At 36.4% G+C, this 17,635-nt stretch carries 20 protein-coding genes and 1 other annotated feature; of the genes, 18 read left to right on the top strand and 2 right to left on the bottom strand.

Annotated features, from left to right (window positions below):
- Positions 1-4: 4 nt before the first annotated feature.
- On the bottom strand, positions 5-1,057 hold the full coding sequence (locus ACYPXO_RS05690) for a DnaD domain protein (protein WP_459639661.1): 1,053 nt from the start codon (positions 1,055-1,057) through the stop codon (positions 5-7).
- Positions 1,058-1,196: 139 nt separating this feature from the next.
- Positions 1,197-2,582 (bottom strand): UDP-N-acetylmuramate--L-alanine ligase, encoded by a 1,386-nt coding sequence (murC, locus tag ACYPXO_RS05685; protein WP_459639660.1) that lies wholly within the window; start codon positions 2,580-2,582, stop codon positions 1,197-1,199.
- 212 nt (positions 2,583-2,794) lie between these two features.
- On the opposite strand from murC, the gene ACYPXO_RS05680 reads away from it, so the two are divergent.
- The 18 genes from ACYPXO_RS05680 (at position 2,795) to ACYPXO_RS05595 (ending at position 17,573) form a co-directional block, all read left to right on the top strand.
- A complete protein-coding gene (locus ACYPXO_RS05680) occupies positions 2,795-4,066 on the top strand; it encodes a glucose-1-phosphate adenylyltransferase (RefSeq protein ID WP_459639659.1) in 1,272 nt (423 codons plus the stop codon).
- Positions 4,067-4,068: 2 nt separating this feature from the next.
- Positions 4,069-5,187, top strand: coding sequence for a glucose-1-phosphate adenylyltransferase subunit GlgD (glgD, locus tag ACYPXO_RS05675; RefSeq protein ID WP_459639658.1), 1,119 nt, complete (start codon positions 4,069-4,071; stop codon positions 5,185-5,187).
- A gap of 17 nt (positions 5,188-5,204) precedes the next feature.
- Entirely contained in the window at positions 5,205-5,480 is a 276-nt protein-coding gene (gene spoVG / locus ACYPXO_RS05670) for a septation regulator SpoVG (protein WP_459639657.1), read from the top strand.
- A gap of 98 nt (positions 5,481-5,578) precedes the next feature.
- The gene (locus ACYPXO_RS05665; protein WP_459639656.1) at positions 5,579-6,232 is read left to right on the top strand and encodes an RluA family pseudouridine synthase; all 654 of its coding nucleotides are present in this window, start codon (positions 5,579-5,581) and stop codon (positions 6,230-6,232) included.
- A gap of 74 nt (positions 6,233-6,306) precedes the next feature.
- Positions 6,307-7,149, top strand: a complete 843-nt coding sequence (locus ACYPXO_RS05660; RefSeq protein WP_459639655.1) for an Rpn family recombination-promoting nuclease/putative transposase — start codon at positions 6,307-6,309, stop codon at positions 7,147-7,149.
- A 192-nt stretch (positions 7,150-7,341) separates the two neighbouring features.
- Positions 7,342-7,559 (top strand) — a binding site (T-box leader).
- A gap of 69 nt (positions 7,560-7,628) precedes the next feature.
- On the top strand, positions 7,629-9,071 hold the full coding sequence (proS, locus tag ACYPXO_RS05655) for a proline--tRNA ligase (RefSeq protein WP_459639654.1): 1,443 nt from the start codon (positions 7,629-7,631) through the stop codon (positions 9,069-9,071).
- A 115-nt stretch (positions 9,072-9,186) separates the two neighbouring features.
- Positions 9,187-9,477 (top strand): ArsR/SmtB family transcription factor, encoded by a 291-nt coding sequence (locus ACYPXO_RS05650; RefSeq protein WP_459639653.1) that lies wholly within the window; start codon positions 9,187-9,189, stop codon positions 9,475-9,477.
- A complete protein-coding gene (locus ACYPXO_RS05645; protein ID WP_459639652.1) occupies positions 9,474-10,370 on the top strand; it encodes a permease in 897 nt (298 codons plus the stop codon). The genes ACYPXO_RS05650 and ACYPXO_RS05645 overlap by 4 nt, the downstream gene beginning before the upstream one ends.
- Positions 10,371-10,388: 18 nt before the next feature.
- The gene (locus ACYPXO_RS05640) at positions 10,389-11,312 is read left to right on the top strand and encodes a CobW family GTP-binding protein (RefSeq protein WP_459639651.1); all 924 of its coding nucleotides are present in this window, start codon (positions 10,389-10,391) and stop codon (positions 11,310-11,312) included.
- A gap of 11 nt (positions 11,313-11,323) precedes the next feature.
- The gene (locus tag ACYPXO_RS05635) at positions 11,324-11,566 is read left to right on the top strand and encodes a thioredoxin family protein (protein ID WP_459639650.1); all 243 of its coding nucleotides are present in this window, start codon (positions 11,324-11,326) and stop codon (positions 11,564-11,566) included.
- Positions 11,567-11,580: 14 nt separating this feature from the next.
- Complete coding sequence (locus ACYPXO_RS05630; protein ID WP_459639649.1) at positions 11,581-12,915, top strand: CCA tRNA nucleotidyltransferase; 1,335 nt, start codon at positions 11,581-11,583, stop codon at positions 12,913-12,915.
- Positions 12,916-12,995: 80 nt separating this feature from the next.
- A complete protein-coding gene (locus tag ACYPXO_RS05625; protein ID WP_459639648.1) occupies positions 12,996-14,000 on the top strand; it encodes a CotS family spore coat protein in 1,005 nt (334 codons plus the stop codon).
- Between the two features lie 35 nt (positions 14,001-14,035).
- Positions 14,036-15,769 (top strand): phospho-sugar mutase, encoded by a 1,734-nt coding sequence (locus ACYPXO_RS05620; RefSeq protein ID WP_459639647.1) that lies wholly within the window; start codon positions 14,036-14,038, stop codon positions 15,767-15,769.
- 104 nt (positions 15,770-15,873) lie between these two features.
- The gene (locus tag ACYPXO_RS05615; protein WP_459639646.1) at positions 15,874-16,176 is read left to right on the top strand and encodes an HU family DNA-binding protein; all 303 of its coding nucleotides are present in this window, start codon (positions 15,874-15,876) and stop codon (positions 16,174-16,176) included.
- Positions 16,177-16,240: 64 nt separating this feature from the next.
- The gene (locus ACYPXO_RS05610; protein ID WP_459639645.1) at positions 16,241-16,480 is read left to right on the top strand and encodes an RNA-binding S4 domain-containing protein; all 240 of its coding nucleotides are present in this window, start codon (positions 16,241-16,243) and stop codon (positions 16,478-16,480) included.
- A gap of 87 nt (positions 16,481-16,567) precedes the next feature.
- A complete protein-coding gene (yabP, locus tag ACYPXO_RS05605; protein WP_459639644.1) occupies positions 16,568-16,852 on the top strand; it encodes a sporulation protein YabP in 285 nt (94 codons plus the stop codon).
- A gap of 6 nt (positions 16,853-16,858) precedes the next feature.
- Positions 16,859-17,188: a spore cortex biosynthesis protein YabQ gene (gene yabQ / locus ACYPXO_RS05600; RefSeq protein WP_459639643.1), complete on the top strand. Its 330-nt coding sequence runs from the start codon at positions 16,859-16,861 to the stop codon at positions 17,186-17,188.
- A 58-nt stretch (positions 17,189-17,246) separates the two neighbouring features.
- A complete protein-coding gene (locus ACYPXO_RS05595) occupies positions 17,247-17,573 on the top strand; it encodes an FtsB family cell division protein (protein WP_459639642.1) in 327 nt (108 codons plus the stop codon).
- Positions 17,574-17,635: the final 62 nt, after the last annotated feature.

Genomic DNA, 17,635 nt, shown 5'->3' with positions numbered 1-17,635 from the left:
TTATTTATTGGCTTAAAAGTTTTTTTTCTAAAGAATCGTAATCATAAGTACGACCTTCAAAGTTGTTAAATTTATTTTTTACAACAGGTTTCGTTTCTGCTCTTCTGCGGACAACAGTCTGACGGTGAGCAGAGTCTAAGCGTTGCAAATCAGAAAGATGATGTACATTAGATGCAATCCATTTTCTTAAAATGGAATCGGTATATTCAAAACTTGGCTGGTGCAGTTTCGCCATTGTGCGATTACACGCCTCAATAATTAAATCCAAACTAAATCCGTATTCTTCCGTCCATTTTTTAATATACGCCAGTTCCGGTGCGGCAGCGGCACGCCCTTTAATTCCAAAGGCGTTTAAAATAGAATAACAGTTTTTGTTATAAAACTTAGAACTGTTTCTTGCCTGCTCTACCGTTGTAATATTTTCTTCTGACCATGCAAGAGCTACTTTTTGAATGTAATGGATACTTTTATGTCCGTTTTCCACACAGTATTCAATTAAATATTCTACAAGATCTGCAGAAAAATGCAAGGTATCATAAAAATATGTAATGGCTTCAATATCCGTTCCGGATAATGTTTTTCCAAGATACTGTTCAGCAATAAATAGCAGAGATTTTAATTCTTTACGGTTTTTAAACTGTTCAATGCTGGAAGCCTTTGAAACAGGCTTCTCGTCAACAACTTCTTCCTGTACAACAACAGGTGTCGTTTCAATGACAGGTTCAATTTTCTCAACCGTAACTTCTTCGCAAATCTCTGTTGGTTCACTCCCTATACTGATGCCATCAATTTCATTAGAAGAATCATAAGTAAGAGAGATTAATCCTTCTTTTTCCCAATATTTCAAGGCACGCAAAATATCTTTTTCCGTGTTCTCAAGACAGTCGGCAATAGTAGATATTGTCACAGCAGTGCACGGATTTTGCAAATGACGGAGTAAGAACAAATAAACTTTGACATATTCCCCATTTGCACGTGCCATATAATTATCTATAAAATCATTTTCAATCCATGTGAAATTCATCTGAAGATGATTGTGTAATTTCAATGCTTTCATTGTATCTTTACCCCTTCAAAAAGTAAGTTCTTCTTCGTTCGTATGCGTATTATAACATTATATCGGCATAGGACAAAGAACTTTTCGGTGGAAAACTTGGCTTTTTTGTGGATAAAAAAATTGTGGATAATGGGGATAACTATGTGGAAAGTAATGATTCACCAATGTTTACAACATCTCCCGCACCCATAGTTATCAACAAATCATCGTGGATACAGTGTTCAAGGACAAAGTTTTCCACAGATTTAAAGTCAGGAAAATAGTGTACATCTGTCCCTAATTTTTGAATTTCTTTAGCGAGAAGTTCAGAAGACATTCCTAAAGTATCTGTTTCTCTTGCCGCATAAATATCAACGAGAAGGACATGATCTGCGAGAGAAAGTGCCTCCGCAAATTCATGGAAAAATGCTTTCGTTCTTGTGTAAGTGTGCGGTTGGAAAATACACCATGTTTCTCTGTGTGGATAATGTTTTACCGAAGAAAGCGTTGCCGTAATTTCTGTCGGATGATGTGCGTAGTCATCAATAATTGTAAATCCGTTTTTCTCGCCCTTGTATTCAAAACGTCTGTCTGTTCCGGAGAAAGATAAAAGTCCTTTTTTGATAGCGTCCAAAGGAACTTCGGTAAGTTCGCCTACGGCGATGGCCGCTAAGGCATTGGATACATTATGTTCTCCTGTAACGGAAAGGGAGATTCGGTCAACAAACTCTCCAAAGCGATAAAAATCAAAAGAAGTACAGCCTGTTTCGTTATAAGTGATATTTTTTGCACAGTAATCATAGTCGCTGCACAAACCATAAGTCAGTATACGGCAGGTCAGTCCTTCTGTGATTGCGTTTATATTTTCGATTTCACCGTTAATAATAAGCGTACCTTCTTCACTCTGAGGAAGTAATTGTGCAAAACGGTGGAAAGAATGACGAATGTCATCAATATCTTTGAAAAAGTCCATGTGGTCTTCTTCTACATTTAAAATAATACTGATTTTCGGAAGAAAATGCAGAAAACTATTTGTATATTCACAGGCTTCCGTAACGAATATACCTGAATTGCCTACACGAATATTTCCATTGATTGCTTTTAAGATACCCCCCACGGAAATGGTCGGGTCTTTTTTGCCTTCCAAAAGTACGTGAGATAACATAGAAGTTGTTGTTGTCTTTCCGTGTGTTCCTGAAACTGCAATAGGACATTCATAGTTTGTCATCAATTGTCCGAGAAGTTCAGCGCGGGATAACATTGGAATGTTCTGGCGAACAGCTTCGGCAAACTCTTCGTTATCCTCGTGAATGGCAGCCGTGTAAACGACAGCGTTAATTCCGTCAATAATATTAGATGCTTTCTGACCGTAAAAAATAGTTGCCCCTTTTCCTATAAGATGCTCAGTTAGTGCAGATTCTTTATTATCAGAACCGGAAACTGTAAAACCTTCTTTTAACAGAATTTCAGCCAAACCGCTCATACTGATTCCACCTATACCGATAAAATGTACATGGATTGGCTTTTTAAAATCAATTTTATACATAAAAATGCTCCCCATTCTTCTTTTTTACATTTTTAAACATATTTTATAGTCTACCTTTATATTATAACTATTGTAGGATAAAATGCCAAGCCATTTCTTTTTGTTACATTTGTATGAAAAAGGAAAAAAGATTTAAAGAATTTGTAAAAAATGTTCACGGATAGGCTTGTGTATGCTATAATAAAATTATTACTACTGGAAGGGGCGATGACATGATAAAAAAAGAAATGATAGCAATGCTTTTAGCAGGTGGACAGGGTAGCAGACTTGGGGTTCTGACAGCAAAAGTAGCAAAGCCTGCCGTTTCATTTGGTGGAAAATACAGAATTATAGATTTTCCGCTGAGTAACTGTATCAACTCCGGAATTGATACAGTAGGAGTATTGACTCAGTATCAGCCATTAAGATTAAACACACATATTGGAATTGGGATACCGTGGGATTTAGACCGCAATGTAGGAGGGGTAACTGTATTACCGCCGTACGAAAAAAGTACAAGCAGTGAATGGTATTCAGGAACGGCTAATGCCATTTATCAAAATTTAGATTATATGAGTGCATATAATCCGGATTATGTGTTGATTTTGTCCGGCGACCATATATACAAGATGGATTATGAAGTTATGCTTGATTTCCATAAGGAAAACAATGCGGATGTTACGATAGCGGCAATGCCTGTACCATTAGAGGAAGCAAGCCGTTTTGGAATCGTAATTACAGATGATGAGGGTAAAATTGAAGACTTTGAGGAAAAACCGGCGCAGCCTAGAAGTAATCTTGCTTCTATGGGGATTTATATTTTCAGTTGGCCTGTATTACAAGAGGCATTACAGGAATTGTCAAGTCAGCCGAATTGTGACTTCGGAAAACATATTATTCCATATTGTCATGGTAAGAATCAGAGATTATTTGCGTATGAATACAATGGATATTGGAAAGATGTCGGAACGTTAAGTTCATATTGGGAAGCAAATATGGAATTGATTGATATTATTCCTGAGTTTAATTTGTATGAAGAATTTTGGAAAATTTATACAAATTCAGGAGTTCTTCCGCCGAACTACGTTTCAGATCAGTCTGCAATAGAGAGAAGTATTATATGTAATGGTGCAAGTATTTACGGTGAAGTACATAATTCCATTCTCGGTTCGAGAGTGCGGGTTGGAAAAGGAACGATTATAAGGGATTCCATTATTATGAATGAAACGGAAATCGGCGAGAATTGTGTAGTGGACAAGGCGATTATTGCCGAAAATGTAAAAGTCGAGGATAACGTCACTATCGGAATCGGAAGTGATAAGCCGAATAAAATGCGGCCGGATATTTATAATTCGGGATTAGTCACAATAGGAGAAAAGAGCGTAATTCCGTCAGATGTACAGATTGGGAAAAATACCGCCATTAGTGGTGTGACATCAAAAGAAGATTACATAGGTGGAGTGCTTGAAAGTGGTGAAACATTAATAAAGGCAGGTGAAAGATAGGTATGAGAGCAGTAGGTATTATTTTAGCAGGTGGTAACAACAACAGAATGAAAGAACTGACGAATAAACGTGCGGTTGCGGCAATGCCTGTTGCGGGAAGTTACAGATGTATTGACTTTGCACTTAGTAATATGACTAATTCTAATATACAGAAAGTGGCAGTGTTGACACAGTATAATGCAAGGTCTTTAAACGAACATATGAATTCATCGAAATGGTGGAATTTCGGAAGAAAACAGGGAGGTCTGTATGTATTTACACCTACCATTACAAAAGATAACGGTTACTGGTACAGAGGAACGGCGGATGCTATTCACCAAAATCTTGATTTTCTGAAAAAATCGCATGAACCGTATGTTATCATTACTTCAGCGGATGCAGTTTACAAATTAGATTACAATGAAGTTTTGGAATATCATATTAAAAAACAGGCTGATATTACAGTGGTATGTAAAGATTTAGAGCCGGGGGATAATGCAAGACGTTATGGAACAATCAAGATGAATGAAGATTGTCTGATAGAAGAATTTGAAGAGAAACCGATGCTGGCAAAATCAAGAACAATTTCTACAGGAATTTATGTTCTTCGCAGAAGACAGTTAATTGATTTGATTGAGAAAGCGGCAGAGGAAGAAAATTATGATTTTGTAACGGATATTTTAATTCGTTATAAGAACGTAAAGAAAATTTACGGATATAAGATAAAAAATTACTGGAGCAATATTTCAACAGTTGAAGCTTATTATAAAACAAATATGGATTTTCTAAAACCTGAAGTGCGTGAGTATTTCTTTCATGAATTACCGCGAGTATATTCTAAAGTGAGTGATTTACCGCCGGCAAAATATAATCCGGGAGCGATTGTAAAAAATAGTTTAGTTGCAAGCGGAAGTATTATAAACGGTACGGTTGAAAATTCTATTTTATTTAAAAAGGTATTTGTTGGAAATAATTGTATTATTAAGAACTCAATCATTCTGAATGATGTGTATCTTGGAGATAATACATACATTGAAAATTGTATTGTGGAAAGTAGAGATACAATTCGCTCCAATACCCGATATATAGGTGAGGGCGGAATAAAAGTTGTAGTAGAAAAAAATCAGAGATATACATTATAATTAAGGAGGCCAAAGATATGCAGATTACAGATGTACGAGTAAGAAAGGTAACAAAAGAAGGAAAATTAAAAGCCGTAGTGTCAATTACTATGGATGAAGAATTTGTAGTACATGATATAAAGGTTATTGAAGGAGAAAAAGGGTTATTTATTGCAATGCCAAGTAAGAAATCATTGGATGGAGAATATAGAGATATTGCACACCCGATTAACTCTGCAACAAGAGAAAGAATACAGAGTACAATTTTAGCAAAATATGAAGAAGCGTTACGGGAAGAACCGGAAGTTGTATAAGGTTTAAGGATGATAAGGTGTCACGAAATCAGAAGATGGTTTCGTGGCACTTTTTATATAAATTGTGTATAATAGATAAAAAATAAAGGGGAAGAAGAATGGATATAAAAGATTATATTTTGTATGAAGATGAGTATTTGCTCGTTTGTCATAAATTGCCTAAGATAGCAACACAGACAAGTCGAATAGGTGAAAAAGATATGGTAAGTCTGCTGAAAAATTATTTGTATCAGCAATCAGTAAAAAAGCAAGAGCCGTATCTTGCTGTTATACACCGTTTAGACCAAATGGTAGAAGGGCTACTCGTGTTTGCAAAAACACCTTTTGCAGCAAAAGAATTGAGTAGACAGTTGCAGCAAAAAGGGTTTGGAAAAGAATACAGGGCAATTGTCTGTAAAGTTCCTCCGCAGAAAGAGGGGACGCTTACTAATTATATGGTAAAAGATAAGCGTTCTAATACATCGCGGATATGTGATGAAAATGAAATGGGGGCGAAACGGGCGGTTTTACATTACGAGGTAAAGGAAGAAAGAGAAAATGGAACTGCAGTCTTACATATTTGTTTAGAAACAGGCAGGCATCATCAAATAAGGGTACAGTTGTCAAATATCGGTTGCGGAATTATGGGTGATGCAAAATATAATGCTGGCAACTATGAAAGAAAGAAGTGGGATAAGATTGCCCTTTGTGCTTATAGACTTAGTTTTACGCATCCGAAGACAAAAAAGGAAATGGTGTTTGAACTGGAGTAAAATGGCATGGCGATCTTGTGAGAAGTTTGTTATAATATAATCTATAGAATTCCTCTGTAAACGGAGGAGTTTAGATGAAGAAACAATTAAAGAACCTTACAATTAAAGACAACTTTATGTTTGCGGCGGTAATGTTAGATGAAGAAAACTGCAAAGGCTTTCTGGAGAGAGCATTACAAATACAAATAGATCATGTGGAAGTCAGTACAGAGAAGAATATCGTGTATTATCCCGAGTATAAAGGAGTTCGTTTAGATGTGTATGCGAAAGATGAAAATAATACTCGTTACAATGTGGAGATGCAGGTATCCAGTCAGAGTTCCTTGGGATTGAGAAGCAGATATTACCAAAGTCAGATGGATATGGAGATGCTATTATCCGGTTCAGAGTATGCTGAACTTCCAAATAGTTATGTTATTTTTATTTGTGATTTTGATCCGTTTGGAGAAAAGAAATACAAATATACTTTTCAAATGGAATGTAAAGAAACGAAAAAGGTAAGACTGCAAGATAAAAGAAATATTGTATTCCTAAGTACAAAAGGACGTAACGATGAGGAAGTGCCGAAAGAACTTATACGTTTTCTAAAATTTGTAGAAGCAGATTTAAAAGAAAGTCAGAATGATTTTCAAGATGAGTATGTAAGGAAGTTGCAGGAATTTGTGAAGCATATTAAGCAGAATAGAGAAATGGAGGAAAAATATATGCTTTTTGAAGAATTGCTGAAAGATGAAAGAAAAGAAGGGGAAAATGCCGGAATGGTAAAATCTTTAATAATGTTTTTGGAAAATTTCGGAGAAGTACCTGAAGAACTTAAGGAAAAATTTTTTAAAGAACGGGATCAGGAAGTGTTAAAATGCAGGATACAAACAGCAGCTAAGTCAAAATCTTTAGATGAATTTATTTCTAAAATGTAAATAATATTTTATCAAAAATTCAAATCTATTCACCGCAAATCCGAATGAAAGGATTTGCGGTTGCAAATCAATGCCGGCTCAGGTAAATATTCAAAAGAAAAGCAGAGGAATTCTATAATATAAGTATAAAATCTTTCGGGTTACGGACTTGACAAAGATGCGTGTTTCCCGTAAAATTACGAATAGTTATACAGATTGGCGATGAAAAGGATTAGTATATATAGAAGAAGTTACAGAGAGGAAATTTGTGGTGGAATATTTCTACGGATGCTATATAGAACCTGCCTTCGAGCTTTGTATGAAAATACAACGTATCTCTGCGTTAAAGGGAAGAAAGTGAATTATGATAAACAGGTATATGTTATCATAATTAATTAGGGTGGTACCGCCGAGGTTTTTCGGTCCCTTTAGGGAACGAAAAATCCGGCGTTTTTTGTTTCCGTAAACTATCAAATAAAGTAGTAAAAGGAGAGAGTGCTATGGCAAAAGAAAAGAAATTTGTAGAAGCGATTACTTCAAGAGATGAGGATTTCGCACAATGGTACACAGACGTAGTAAGTAAGGCGGAACTGTGTGATTATACAGGAGTAAAAGGTTGCATGGTTTATCTTCCTAACGGATATGCAATCTGGGAGAAAATGCAGGCAGACTTGGATAAAAGATTTAAAGAAACAGGTGTAGAAAATGTATACCTTCCAATGTTAATTCCGGAAAATCTTCTTCAGAAAGAAAAAGATCATATTGAAGGATTTGCACCGGAAGTTGCATGGGTTACACATGGAGGTAACGAACCACTTCAGGAAAGAATGTGTATCAGACCTACATCTGAAACATTATTCTGCGACCATTGGAGCAAAACAGTACAGTCTTACAGAGATCTTCCCAAAATTTGGAATCAATGGTGTTCTGTACTGCGTTGGGAAAAAACAACAAGACCTTTCCTTCGTTCGAGAGAATTTTTATGGCAGGAAGGCCACACAATTCATGCGACATATGAAGAAGCAGAAGAAAGAACAATTTTAATGCAAAAGATTTACAAAGACTTTATTGAAGAAAGTCTTGCAATCCCTCTTGTTGCAGGTAAAAAAACAGACAGTGAAAAATTTGCAGGAGCAGAAGATACTTATACGGTTGAGGCGTTGATGCATGACGGAAAAGCATTGCAGGCAGCGACAAGCCATTTCTTTGGAAGCGGATTTGCGGATGCATTTGACATTAAATATTTGGATAAAAATAATGAATTACACAGTGTATACGAAACATCTTGGGGATTAACAACAAGAATGATTGGTGCACTAATTATGGTACACGGAGATGACAGCGGTCTTGTTCTTCCGCCAAGAATTGCTCCTATTCAGACAAGAGTAATTCCAATTGCTCAGCATAAAGAAGGTGTTCTTGAAAAAGCAACAGAACTTATGAACATATTAAAGGCAGCGGGATATTCGGTTAATATGGATGACTCAGATAAGAGTCCGGGATGGAAATTCAGCGAACAGGAAATGCAGGGAATCCCAACACGTATTGAAATAGGACCAAAAGATATTGAAAATAATCAGGTTGTTGTTGTACGCCGTGATACAAGAGAAAAAATTGTCGTATCTTTAGATGAAATTACAACAAAATTAGGGGAAATCTTAGAAAAAATTCAGAAAGATATGTTTGATAAAGCGAAAGAATTCCTTGATTCACACATTGACACAGCGGTTACTATGGATGAAATGATTGAAAAATTCCAAGAAAACCGTGGATTTATTAAAGCAATGTGGTGTGGAGATGAGGCTTGTGAGGACGAAATCAAAGCACAGACAGGAGGAGCCTCTTCACGTTGTATTCCGCCTGAACAGGAACAGTTATCAGACGTGTGTATCTGCTGTGGTAAGCCTGCTAAACATATGGTTTACTGGGGAAAATCATACTAGAATAGAGAAAATGAAAGGCACTTCATATTGAGGTGTCTTTTTATATTGACATTTTTCTATGTGAGGAGTATTCTATACATAGAAAAAAATCTATATATAAAGGGGAAACGCAGAAATGGATTATATAAAATATGCAGGGATTTTGAAAGTATTTTCGGACCCGAAGCGATTAAAAATTATCCATATGTTATCGGGAGGTGAACTTTGTGCCTGTAAAATACAGGAAGAATTTCATGTTACACAGCCTACACTTTCTCATGATATGAAGTTGATGTGTGATGTGGGACTTGTCATTCCGCGAAAAGAAGGGAAATGGACACATTATTCCTTAAATAAAGAGGTTTTGCAGGATATGTATGATGTTTTAGGGAAAATAATGTTTGAAAAAAGTGAGGGAAAAAGATGAGAGAGGCGATAGAATTTTTTATTTATGATACCGTAAAAATCTTCTTTTTACTTTCTGTATTGGTTTTTATTGCTTCTTACATTCAAAGTTATTTCCCACCGGAGCGGAGCAGAAAGATTTTAGGTAAATTTAAAGGAATAGGCGGTAATATACTCGGGGCATTGCTTGGAACGGTTACCCCGTTTTGTTCCTGTTCTTCTATTCCGATTTTTATGGGATTTACCGGAGCAGGTCTTCCTCTAGGCGTTACTTTTTCTTTTTTGATTTCTTCACCGATGGTAGACTTAGGCTCACTTGTTCTTTTGATGAGTATTTTCGGAGTGAAGGTTGCGGTAATCTATGTGGTGTTTGGACTTCTTATTGCCGTGATTGGCGGAATATTTATTGAGAAACTGCATATGGAAAAATATGTGGAAGAATTTATTAGAAATGCGGGAAATGTATCAGGTGAATGGCACAAGATGACAATAAAAGAGAGAGTTTTGTATGGTAAAGACCAAGTGTTAGAAACGATTAAGAAAGTTGCACCGTACATTTTGGTCGGGGTTGGAATTGGAGCGATTATTCACAATTTTATTCCGCAGGTATGGGTAGAAAGTATATTAGGAAAAGAAAAATGGTATTCTGTTCTGCTGGCGGTTATTGTAGGTATTCCAATGTATGCAGATATTTTTGGAACAGTTCCGGTAGCGGAAACACTGCTTTTAAAAGGAGCGGGATTGGGAACGATTTTGTCATTTATGATGGCGGTCACTACTTTGTCGCTTCCATCAATGATTATGTTGAAAAAGGCGGTTAAACCAAAACTTCTCGGCGTATTTATAGGAATTGTGTCGATAGGAATTATTTTAGTCGGATATTTATTCAATGGAATTTCGTTTTTGATAGTATAGAGAAAGAAGGGATAGAAAATGGAATTGTATGTTCTTACAGGATTTTTGGGAGCGGGAAAAACAACGGTTTTGTTGAAAATTTTACAAAAATTACAGGGGGAAAAAATTGGAGTGATTCAAAATGAATTTGGAAAACTGGGAATTGACGGAGAAATTTTGAAACACAATGATATTAAAATGGTGGAAATTAATAGGGGATCAATTTTTTGTTCCTGTTTAAAATTACAGTTTGTACAGGCATTGAGTGAAATGGCACAGCATGAATTTGATAAATTATTTGTGGAAAGTTCCGGATTGGGAGATCCGTCCAATGTGGAAGAAATATTAAGAGCAGCTGAAATGGTGTCAGGGAAACAGTATGAATTTAAAGGTGTGATTTGCTTTGTGGACGGAGTAAATTTTTTGTCACAGTTAGATGATTTGGAAACGGTGTATCGGCAATTAAAGCATTGTCATTTGGCGGTAATTACAAAAACAGATTTGATCACAGCAGAAGAAATTGACAATCTTTGTAAAACTATTAGAAAAATTAATCCTGTCTGCAAAATTGTGGAGAGTGCAAATGGAGATTTGGAGTTATCTGTTTTAGACGAAGATTTATTGTTATATCAGTGGGCGGAAGGCGAGGAAACGACAAATACGGAAGAAACAAAGCCGAAGACGCTGTTTATGGAGATAGAGCAGGAAGTGGATGAAAAAGGCTTGCTTTCTTTTTTGGAAGAGATCGCACCGGATTTATATAGGGCAAAGGGTTTTGTAAATCTTAAGGATAAAGGCTGGAAACAGGTAGATTTGGTTGGTAAAAAAGTGGATTTTCAAAAGACGGATGCGTTAGAAAAAGGACAGGTTGTGTTTATTTCCAAAATTGGACCGGCCATTATTAAAAAGATTTTTGAATTGTGGGCAAAATATAATGACACGGAAATGAAGTTGAGAAACTAGGGGTGAAAAAGATGAATATTAAAGTGATTGGAACAGGTTGCGATAAATGTGATAAATTATATGATAACGTTATGCAAGCAGTAGATGAAACGGGCGTGGAGGCAGTAGTAGAAAAGGTGGAAGACCTCATGGAAATTGTTAAACTGGGTGTGATGACTTCGCCGGCGCTGATGATTGATGGAAAAATGATTTCTGTTGGAAAAGTGATGAAAAAAGATGAAGTGAAAAAACATATTCGGTCTGCGGGAGAATAGGAAAGGGAAAGAAAATGAAAATTACATTACCGGAAAAAGTAAGAAAAATTATTCATACGTTGAAAAGTCACGGTTATGAGGCATATGCAGTTGGCGGATGCGTGAGAGATTCCATTTTGGGAAGAGAGCCTGAAGATTGGGATATTACTACATCGGCTCTGCCGGAGGAAACGAAAGCATTATTTGAGAGAACTTTTGATACAGGAATTGAGCATGGAACAATTACTGTATTAATGGGAAAAGAAGGATTTGAGGTGACGACATATCGTATTGATGGAAAATATGAGGATAACCGTCATCCAAAACAGGTAACGTTTACAAGATGTCTGCGGGAAGATTTGTTACGTAGAGATTTTACAATTAATGCAATGGCATACAATGAAGAAGAGGGAATTGTCGATATTTTTGGCGGTATGGAAGATTTAAAACAAGGTGTGATTAGATGTGTCGGCAATGCAAAAGAAAGATTTGGCGAGGATGCACTTCGTATTTTGAGGGCGGTTCGTTTTTCGGCACAGCTTGGATTTTCCATCGAGGAAGAAACAAAAGCGGGAATTGTGGCGTTAGCACCCACATTACAACAGATTAGTGCGGAGAGAATACAGGTAGAATTGGTGAAAATGCTTGTTTCTCCGAATCCTGAGAGAATTCGTCTTGCATATGAACTTGGTATTACGAAAGTGATTTTGCCAGAATTTGATGAGATGATGTCAACAGAACAGGAAACACCGCACCATATGTATACGGTCGGGGAACATACGATTAAGGCACTCACACTTATTAGAGCGGATAAAATTTTAAGGCTGACAATGTTATTGCACGATGTTGGTAAGCCGATGATGAAAACAATAGATGAGGACGGAGTTGCTCATTTTAAATATCATGATGTAGAAGGTGAAAAAATCGTTAAGAGGATTTTGAAACGATTGAAATTTGATAATGATACGTTGCGAAAAGTGACAAAACTGGTAAAACACCACGATTACAGAATGCCTGCACGGACAAAAAATGTCAGACATGCGGTAAATGTTATCGGGGAAGATTTATTTCCGTTTTATTTGGAAGTGCGTATGGCGGATACATTGGCACAGAGTGAATATCAGCGTACGGAAAAATTGGCAAATCTTGACGGAATTAAAGATTGTTTTGAAGAAATACAGGAAAAAGGGCAGTGTGTTTCTCTAAAAACTCTTTCTGTTACGGGAGATGATTTAATTCAACTTGGAATGAAACCGGGGAAAGAAATTGGAGAAATGTTGAATAAATTATTACAGTTAGTTTTGGATAACCCTGAATATAATAATGAAGAACTATTAAAACTTTATGTAAAAGAAAGTGGAAAAATCTGACTTGTACAATAGATTTTGTTCTACTTTATAATACTTCCTCATACAGTTAAAAGAGCAAAACAGAAAATGTAGGGGGAGTCATGAAAGAATATAGTTTAAATGTATTGGAGCAATATGATATAGAAGTCAGTGCAACGAAAAGAGTAAGAGGAGCTATTTTATGCGAAACGGATAAGGGGGTACTCTTGCTTAAGGAAACCGTTTACTCGGAGAAAAAAATTCCGGCGTTGGAAACACTTACAACTCAAATGATAAATAGAGGATATGAACGGGTAGACAATATGTTTATCAATAAAGAAGGGAACTTTGTTAGTGAGGCTGAAGACGGGACACGTTATGTACTGAAAAAGTGGTATTTGGGACGTGAGTGTGACGTGAAGAGAGAAACGGAAGTTTTAGAGGCGACAAAAAATCTTGCGAGAATACATTTACTGATGAAAATGCCGGATGAAGATTGGAAAGCATTGGTAGGAAATGATTTGGAAGAGGAGTATATACGGCATAATAGAGAATTGAGAAAAGTAAGAAAATTTATACGGAATAAGACTGCGAAAAATCTGTTTGAGAATGTTGTTCTGCAGCATTTTGATGAAATGTATATGTGGGCGGAATATGCCGGCAGAAAATTGGAAAACTCGTCATATAAAATACTTCGACAAAAAAGTATTGAGGAAGGAACGATTACACATGGGGATTACAATTACCATAATTTGATTATGACACAGAGAGGAATGGCAACGACTAATTTTGAACATTCCTGTTTAGATATTCAGGCGGCGGATTTATACTATTTCATGCGAAAAGTGTTGGAAAAATATCATTGGAGTGTGGAACTCGGCAGAGCGATGCTTCGTACATATCAGGAGATCAATCCTTTGGATGAGGAAGAAAAAGAATATCTTTGTCTTAGATTTATTTATCCGGAGAAGTTTTGGAAAGTGCTGAATAATTATTATCATTCCAATAAAGCATGGATTTCTGAGAAAAATGTAGAAAAACTTTCTGTTGCTATTTCGCAGACAGAGGAAAAGAATCAGTTTTTAAAGAGTATATTTGCTTTTCATTTGGAAAATACTGTTGTATAATAAAGACTAGGAATTTACGGGAGGTAAAAGAAAGTATGGATTATCAGAAAAAATATAATCAATGGTTAAATGATGCTTACTTTGACGAAGATACAAAAGCAGAGTTAAAGGGAATCGCAGATGACGAAAAAGAAATTAAAGAACGTTTTTATAAAGATTTAGAATTTGGAACAGCAGGGCTTCGAGGAATTATCGGTGCAGGAACAAATCGTTTAAATATATATACAATCAGAAAAGCAACGCAGGGATTGGCAAATTATATTATAAAAAGAGAAGCGAAGGAAAGAGGAGTTGCAATTGCATACGACTCACGCCATATGTCGCCGGAATTTGCGGATGAGGCAGCACTCTGTCTTGCAGGAAATGGAATTAAGGCATATGTATTTGATACGTTAAGACCGACTCCTGAGTTATCTTTTGCAGTGCGTCAGTTAAACTGCATTGCAGGTATTAATATTACTGCAAGCCACAATCCGCCGGAATACAACGGATATAAAGTATACTGGGAGGATGGTGCACAGATTACACCACCGCATGATAAAGGAATTATGACAGAAGTGCAGGCGGTGGAAGATTTCTATTGTGTAAAAACAATGCCTTTAGAAGCTGCGAAAGAAGCAGGTTTATATGAAACAATCGGAGCGGATATTGATGACGCTTACATTGCAGCGTTAAAAGAGCAGGTAATCCATCAGGATGCCATTGATGCCATGAATAAAGAATTAAAAATCGTTTACAGTGCCCTTCACGGTTCGGGGAATGTTCCTGTAAGACGCGTTTTAAAAGAATTGGGATTTGAAAATGTTTATATTGTTAAAGAGCAGGAACTTCCAGATGGAAATTTCCCTACAGTATCTTATCCAAATCCAGAGTCAGAAGAAGCGTTTGAACTTGGTCTGAAATTAGCAAAAGAAGTTGATGCCGATTTGATTTTGGCAACAGATCCTGATGCTGACAGACTTGGAGTATATGTAAAAGATACGGTATCAGGAGAATATAAAGTTCTTACAGGAAATATGTCAGGGTGTCTTCTTGCAGACTATGAAATCGGACAGAGAAAAGAAAGAGAAGGACTTCCTGAGGATAGTTATCTTATTAAAACGATTGTTACGACAAATATGGCTGATGCTATTGCAAAAGGATATGGAGTAGGACTTATCGAAGTATTAACAGGATTTAAGTATATCGGACAGAAAATCTTAGAGTTTGAAACAACTGGAAAAGGTCACTATTTGTTTGGATTTGAGGAAAGTTACGGGTGCCTTGTCGGAACACACGCCAGAGATAAAGATGCTATTGTTGCGACAATGGCGCTTTGTGAAGCGGCGGCATACTACAAAACAAAAGGCAAAACATTATGGGATGCAATGATTGATATGTATGAAAAATACGGATATTACAAAGACGGAATCCAGTCGATTACATTGAAAGGAATTGAAGGGCTGGAAAAAATCCAACAGATTTTAAATACATTGAGGGAAGAAACACCGGCGTTATTTGGTCCGTATGAAGTAGTGAAAGCCCGTGATTATAAGGCGGGTACAATCAAAGATATAAAAACGGGAGAAATGAAACCGACAGGACTTCCAAACTCAAATGTAATCTATTATGATTTAACGGATGAAGCCTGGTTATGTGTAAGACCGTCAGGTACAGAGCCGAAAGTAAAATTCTACTATGGAGTAAAGGGAACATCTTTAGAGGATGCGGACAAAAAATCGGAAGAATTGGGCAAAGAAGTGCTTGAAATGATTGATAAAATGCTATAATTCCCTTGACAAATATAGGGGAAACCGTTATAACAGTACTTAGGGCAAGAGCAGGAAAAACAGGTGAAATGCTCATAATTGCTATAGAATCTAAGATAGATTTTATGATACAACTAGAGGAGGATATATCCATGAATAAAACAGAATTAATTGCAGCAGTTGCTGAAAATGCAGAATTATCAAAAAAAGACGCTGAGAAAGCATTAAAAGCTTTCGTTGAAGTTGTTACAGAAGAATTGAAAAAAGGTGAAAAAATCCAGTTAGTAGGATTTGGAACATTTGAAGTAAGCGAAAGAGCAGCAAGAGAAGGAAGAAATCCACAGACAGGAAAAACAATGAGTATTGCAGCTTGTAAAGTACCAAAATTTAAAGTTGGAAAAGCATTAAAAGATGCTGTGAATTGTTAAAAAACTGTGAAAGGGGACGTAGTAAAATTAAGTTTTACTACGTCCCCTTTTAAGAGGAGGAAGTATGAGATTAGATAAATTTTTAAAGGTATCCCGTCTGATTAAGAGAAGAACCGTGGCAAATGAAGCCTGCGATGCGGGACGTGTATTGGTAAATGGGCTAGTGGCGAAAGCATCGCAGAAAGTAAAAATAGGCGATATTATTGAAATCCAATTCGGAACGAAAAGTGTAAAAGCGGAAGTGCTTGCCCTTCAGGAAACAACAAAGAAAGAGGAAGCGAAAGATTTATTCCGCTATCTGTAGATACAGTCATAAATTTACCGCTCTTTTCATATAATAGCAAAAAGAATGTATTGTCTGTTCGGACAAATGGAAAGGGCGTGTAGGTGAATGGAAGAGAAGCAAGTGCCAAAAGCACATAAAATTATCATTAATAACCGAAAGACAAGTGTGGTGACGGGGGTACTGGACGTTTTGTCTTTTGATTTGAATGAAATATTACTGGAAACGGAACAGGGAATGCTTATGGTCAAAGGAAGCGATATTCATGTCAATCGTCTTAGTTTGGAAAAGGGAGAAGTGGACCTCTCGGGAAATATTGACAGTATCGCTTACTCAGAAATTCATGCAAAAGCGAAACAAGGAGAAAATCTGGTTGCAAAACTGTTTAGGTAATCGTCGATGCTTGGGTTAGAGAAAGAAATGGCAATATTTGTCCACGCCATAATTGCGGGAATGGTCGTGTATGGTACATATACTTTATTGAGAGTTATAAGAAGAATTATCGGGCATAACCTGCTTTCCATTTCGATAGAAGATTTTTTGTTCTGGGTAGGGACGAGTTTTTATTTGTTTATAGAAATCTATTATACAAGTGATGGTAGTGTCCGTTGGTTCTTCATACTAGGTGTTGTTTTAGGCATGATTATGTTATCTTTTTTGATTTTTTTGACGAAAAAAATATGTGAAAAAATCAAGAAAAGTGTTGATAAACGGGCGAAAACACGCTAATATGGACATGTGTTATGGGGATAATGACGTATAAATAAGTAGTAAATGGGGAATTTTTATGGCGAAAATAAACAAAAAAATATCTGCACGCCAAAAAAAACAACAGTTAAAACGCCATAAACGAAGTATGGTAATTGTTACCTGTGTTTTAATGTTGCTGGGCGGGGTCGTTTCTGTAAGTAGCATTTCGCTTCAGGCAAAGAACAAAACATACAAAGCACAGGAAGAGGAATTGCGAAGACAGATTAAAGAAGAGGAAGAAAGACTGGAAGATATTAAAGAATTAGAAGAATATGTGCAGACAGACGAGTATATAGAGGACAAGGCGAAAGAGGAATTGGGGCTTGCCCGTAAGAATGAGATTTTATTTCAAGCAGAAAAATAATATATAGATTTTACAAAAGATTGCGTTTTACGCAATCTTTTTCTTGTATTAAGAAAACCACG

It is taken from the genome of Faecalimonas canis (assembly GCF_054601575.1).
Note: the sequence above shows the minus strand (reverse complement) of the source record. Positions and strands in the feature narration are given on the sequence as shown.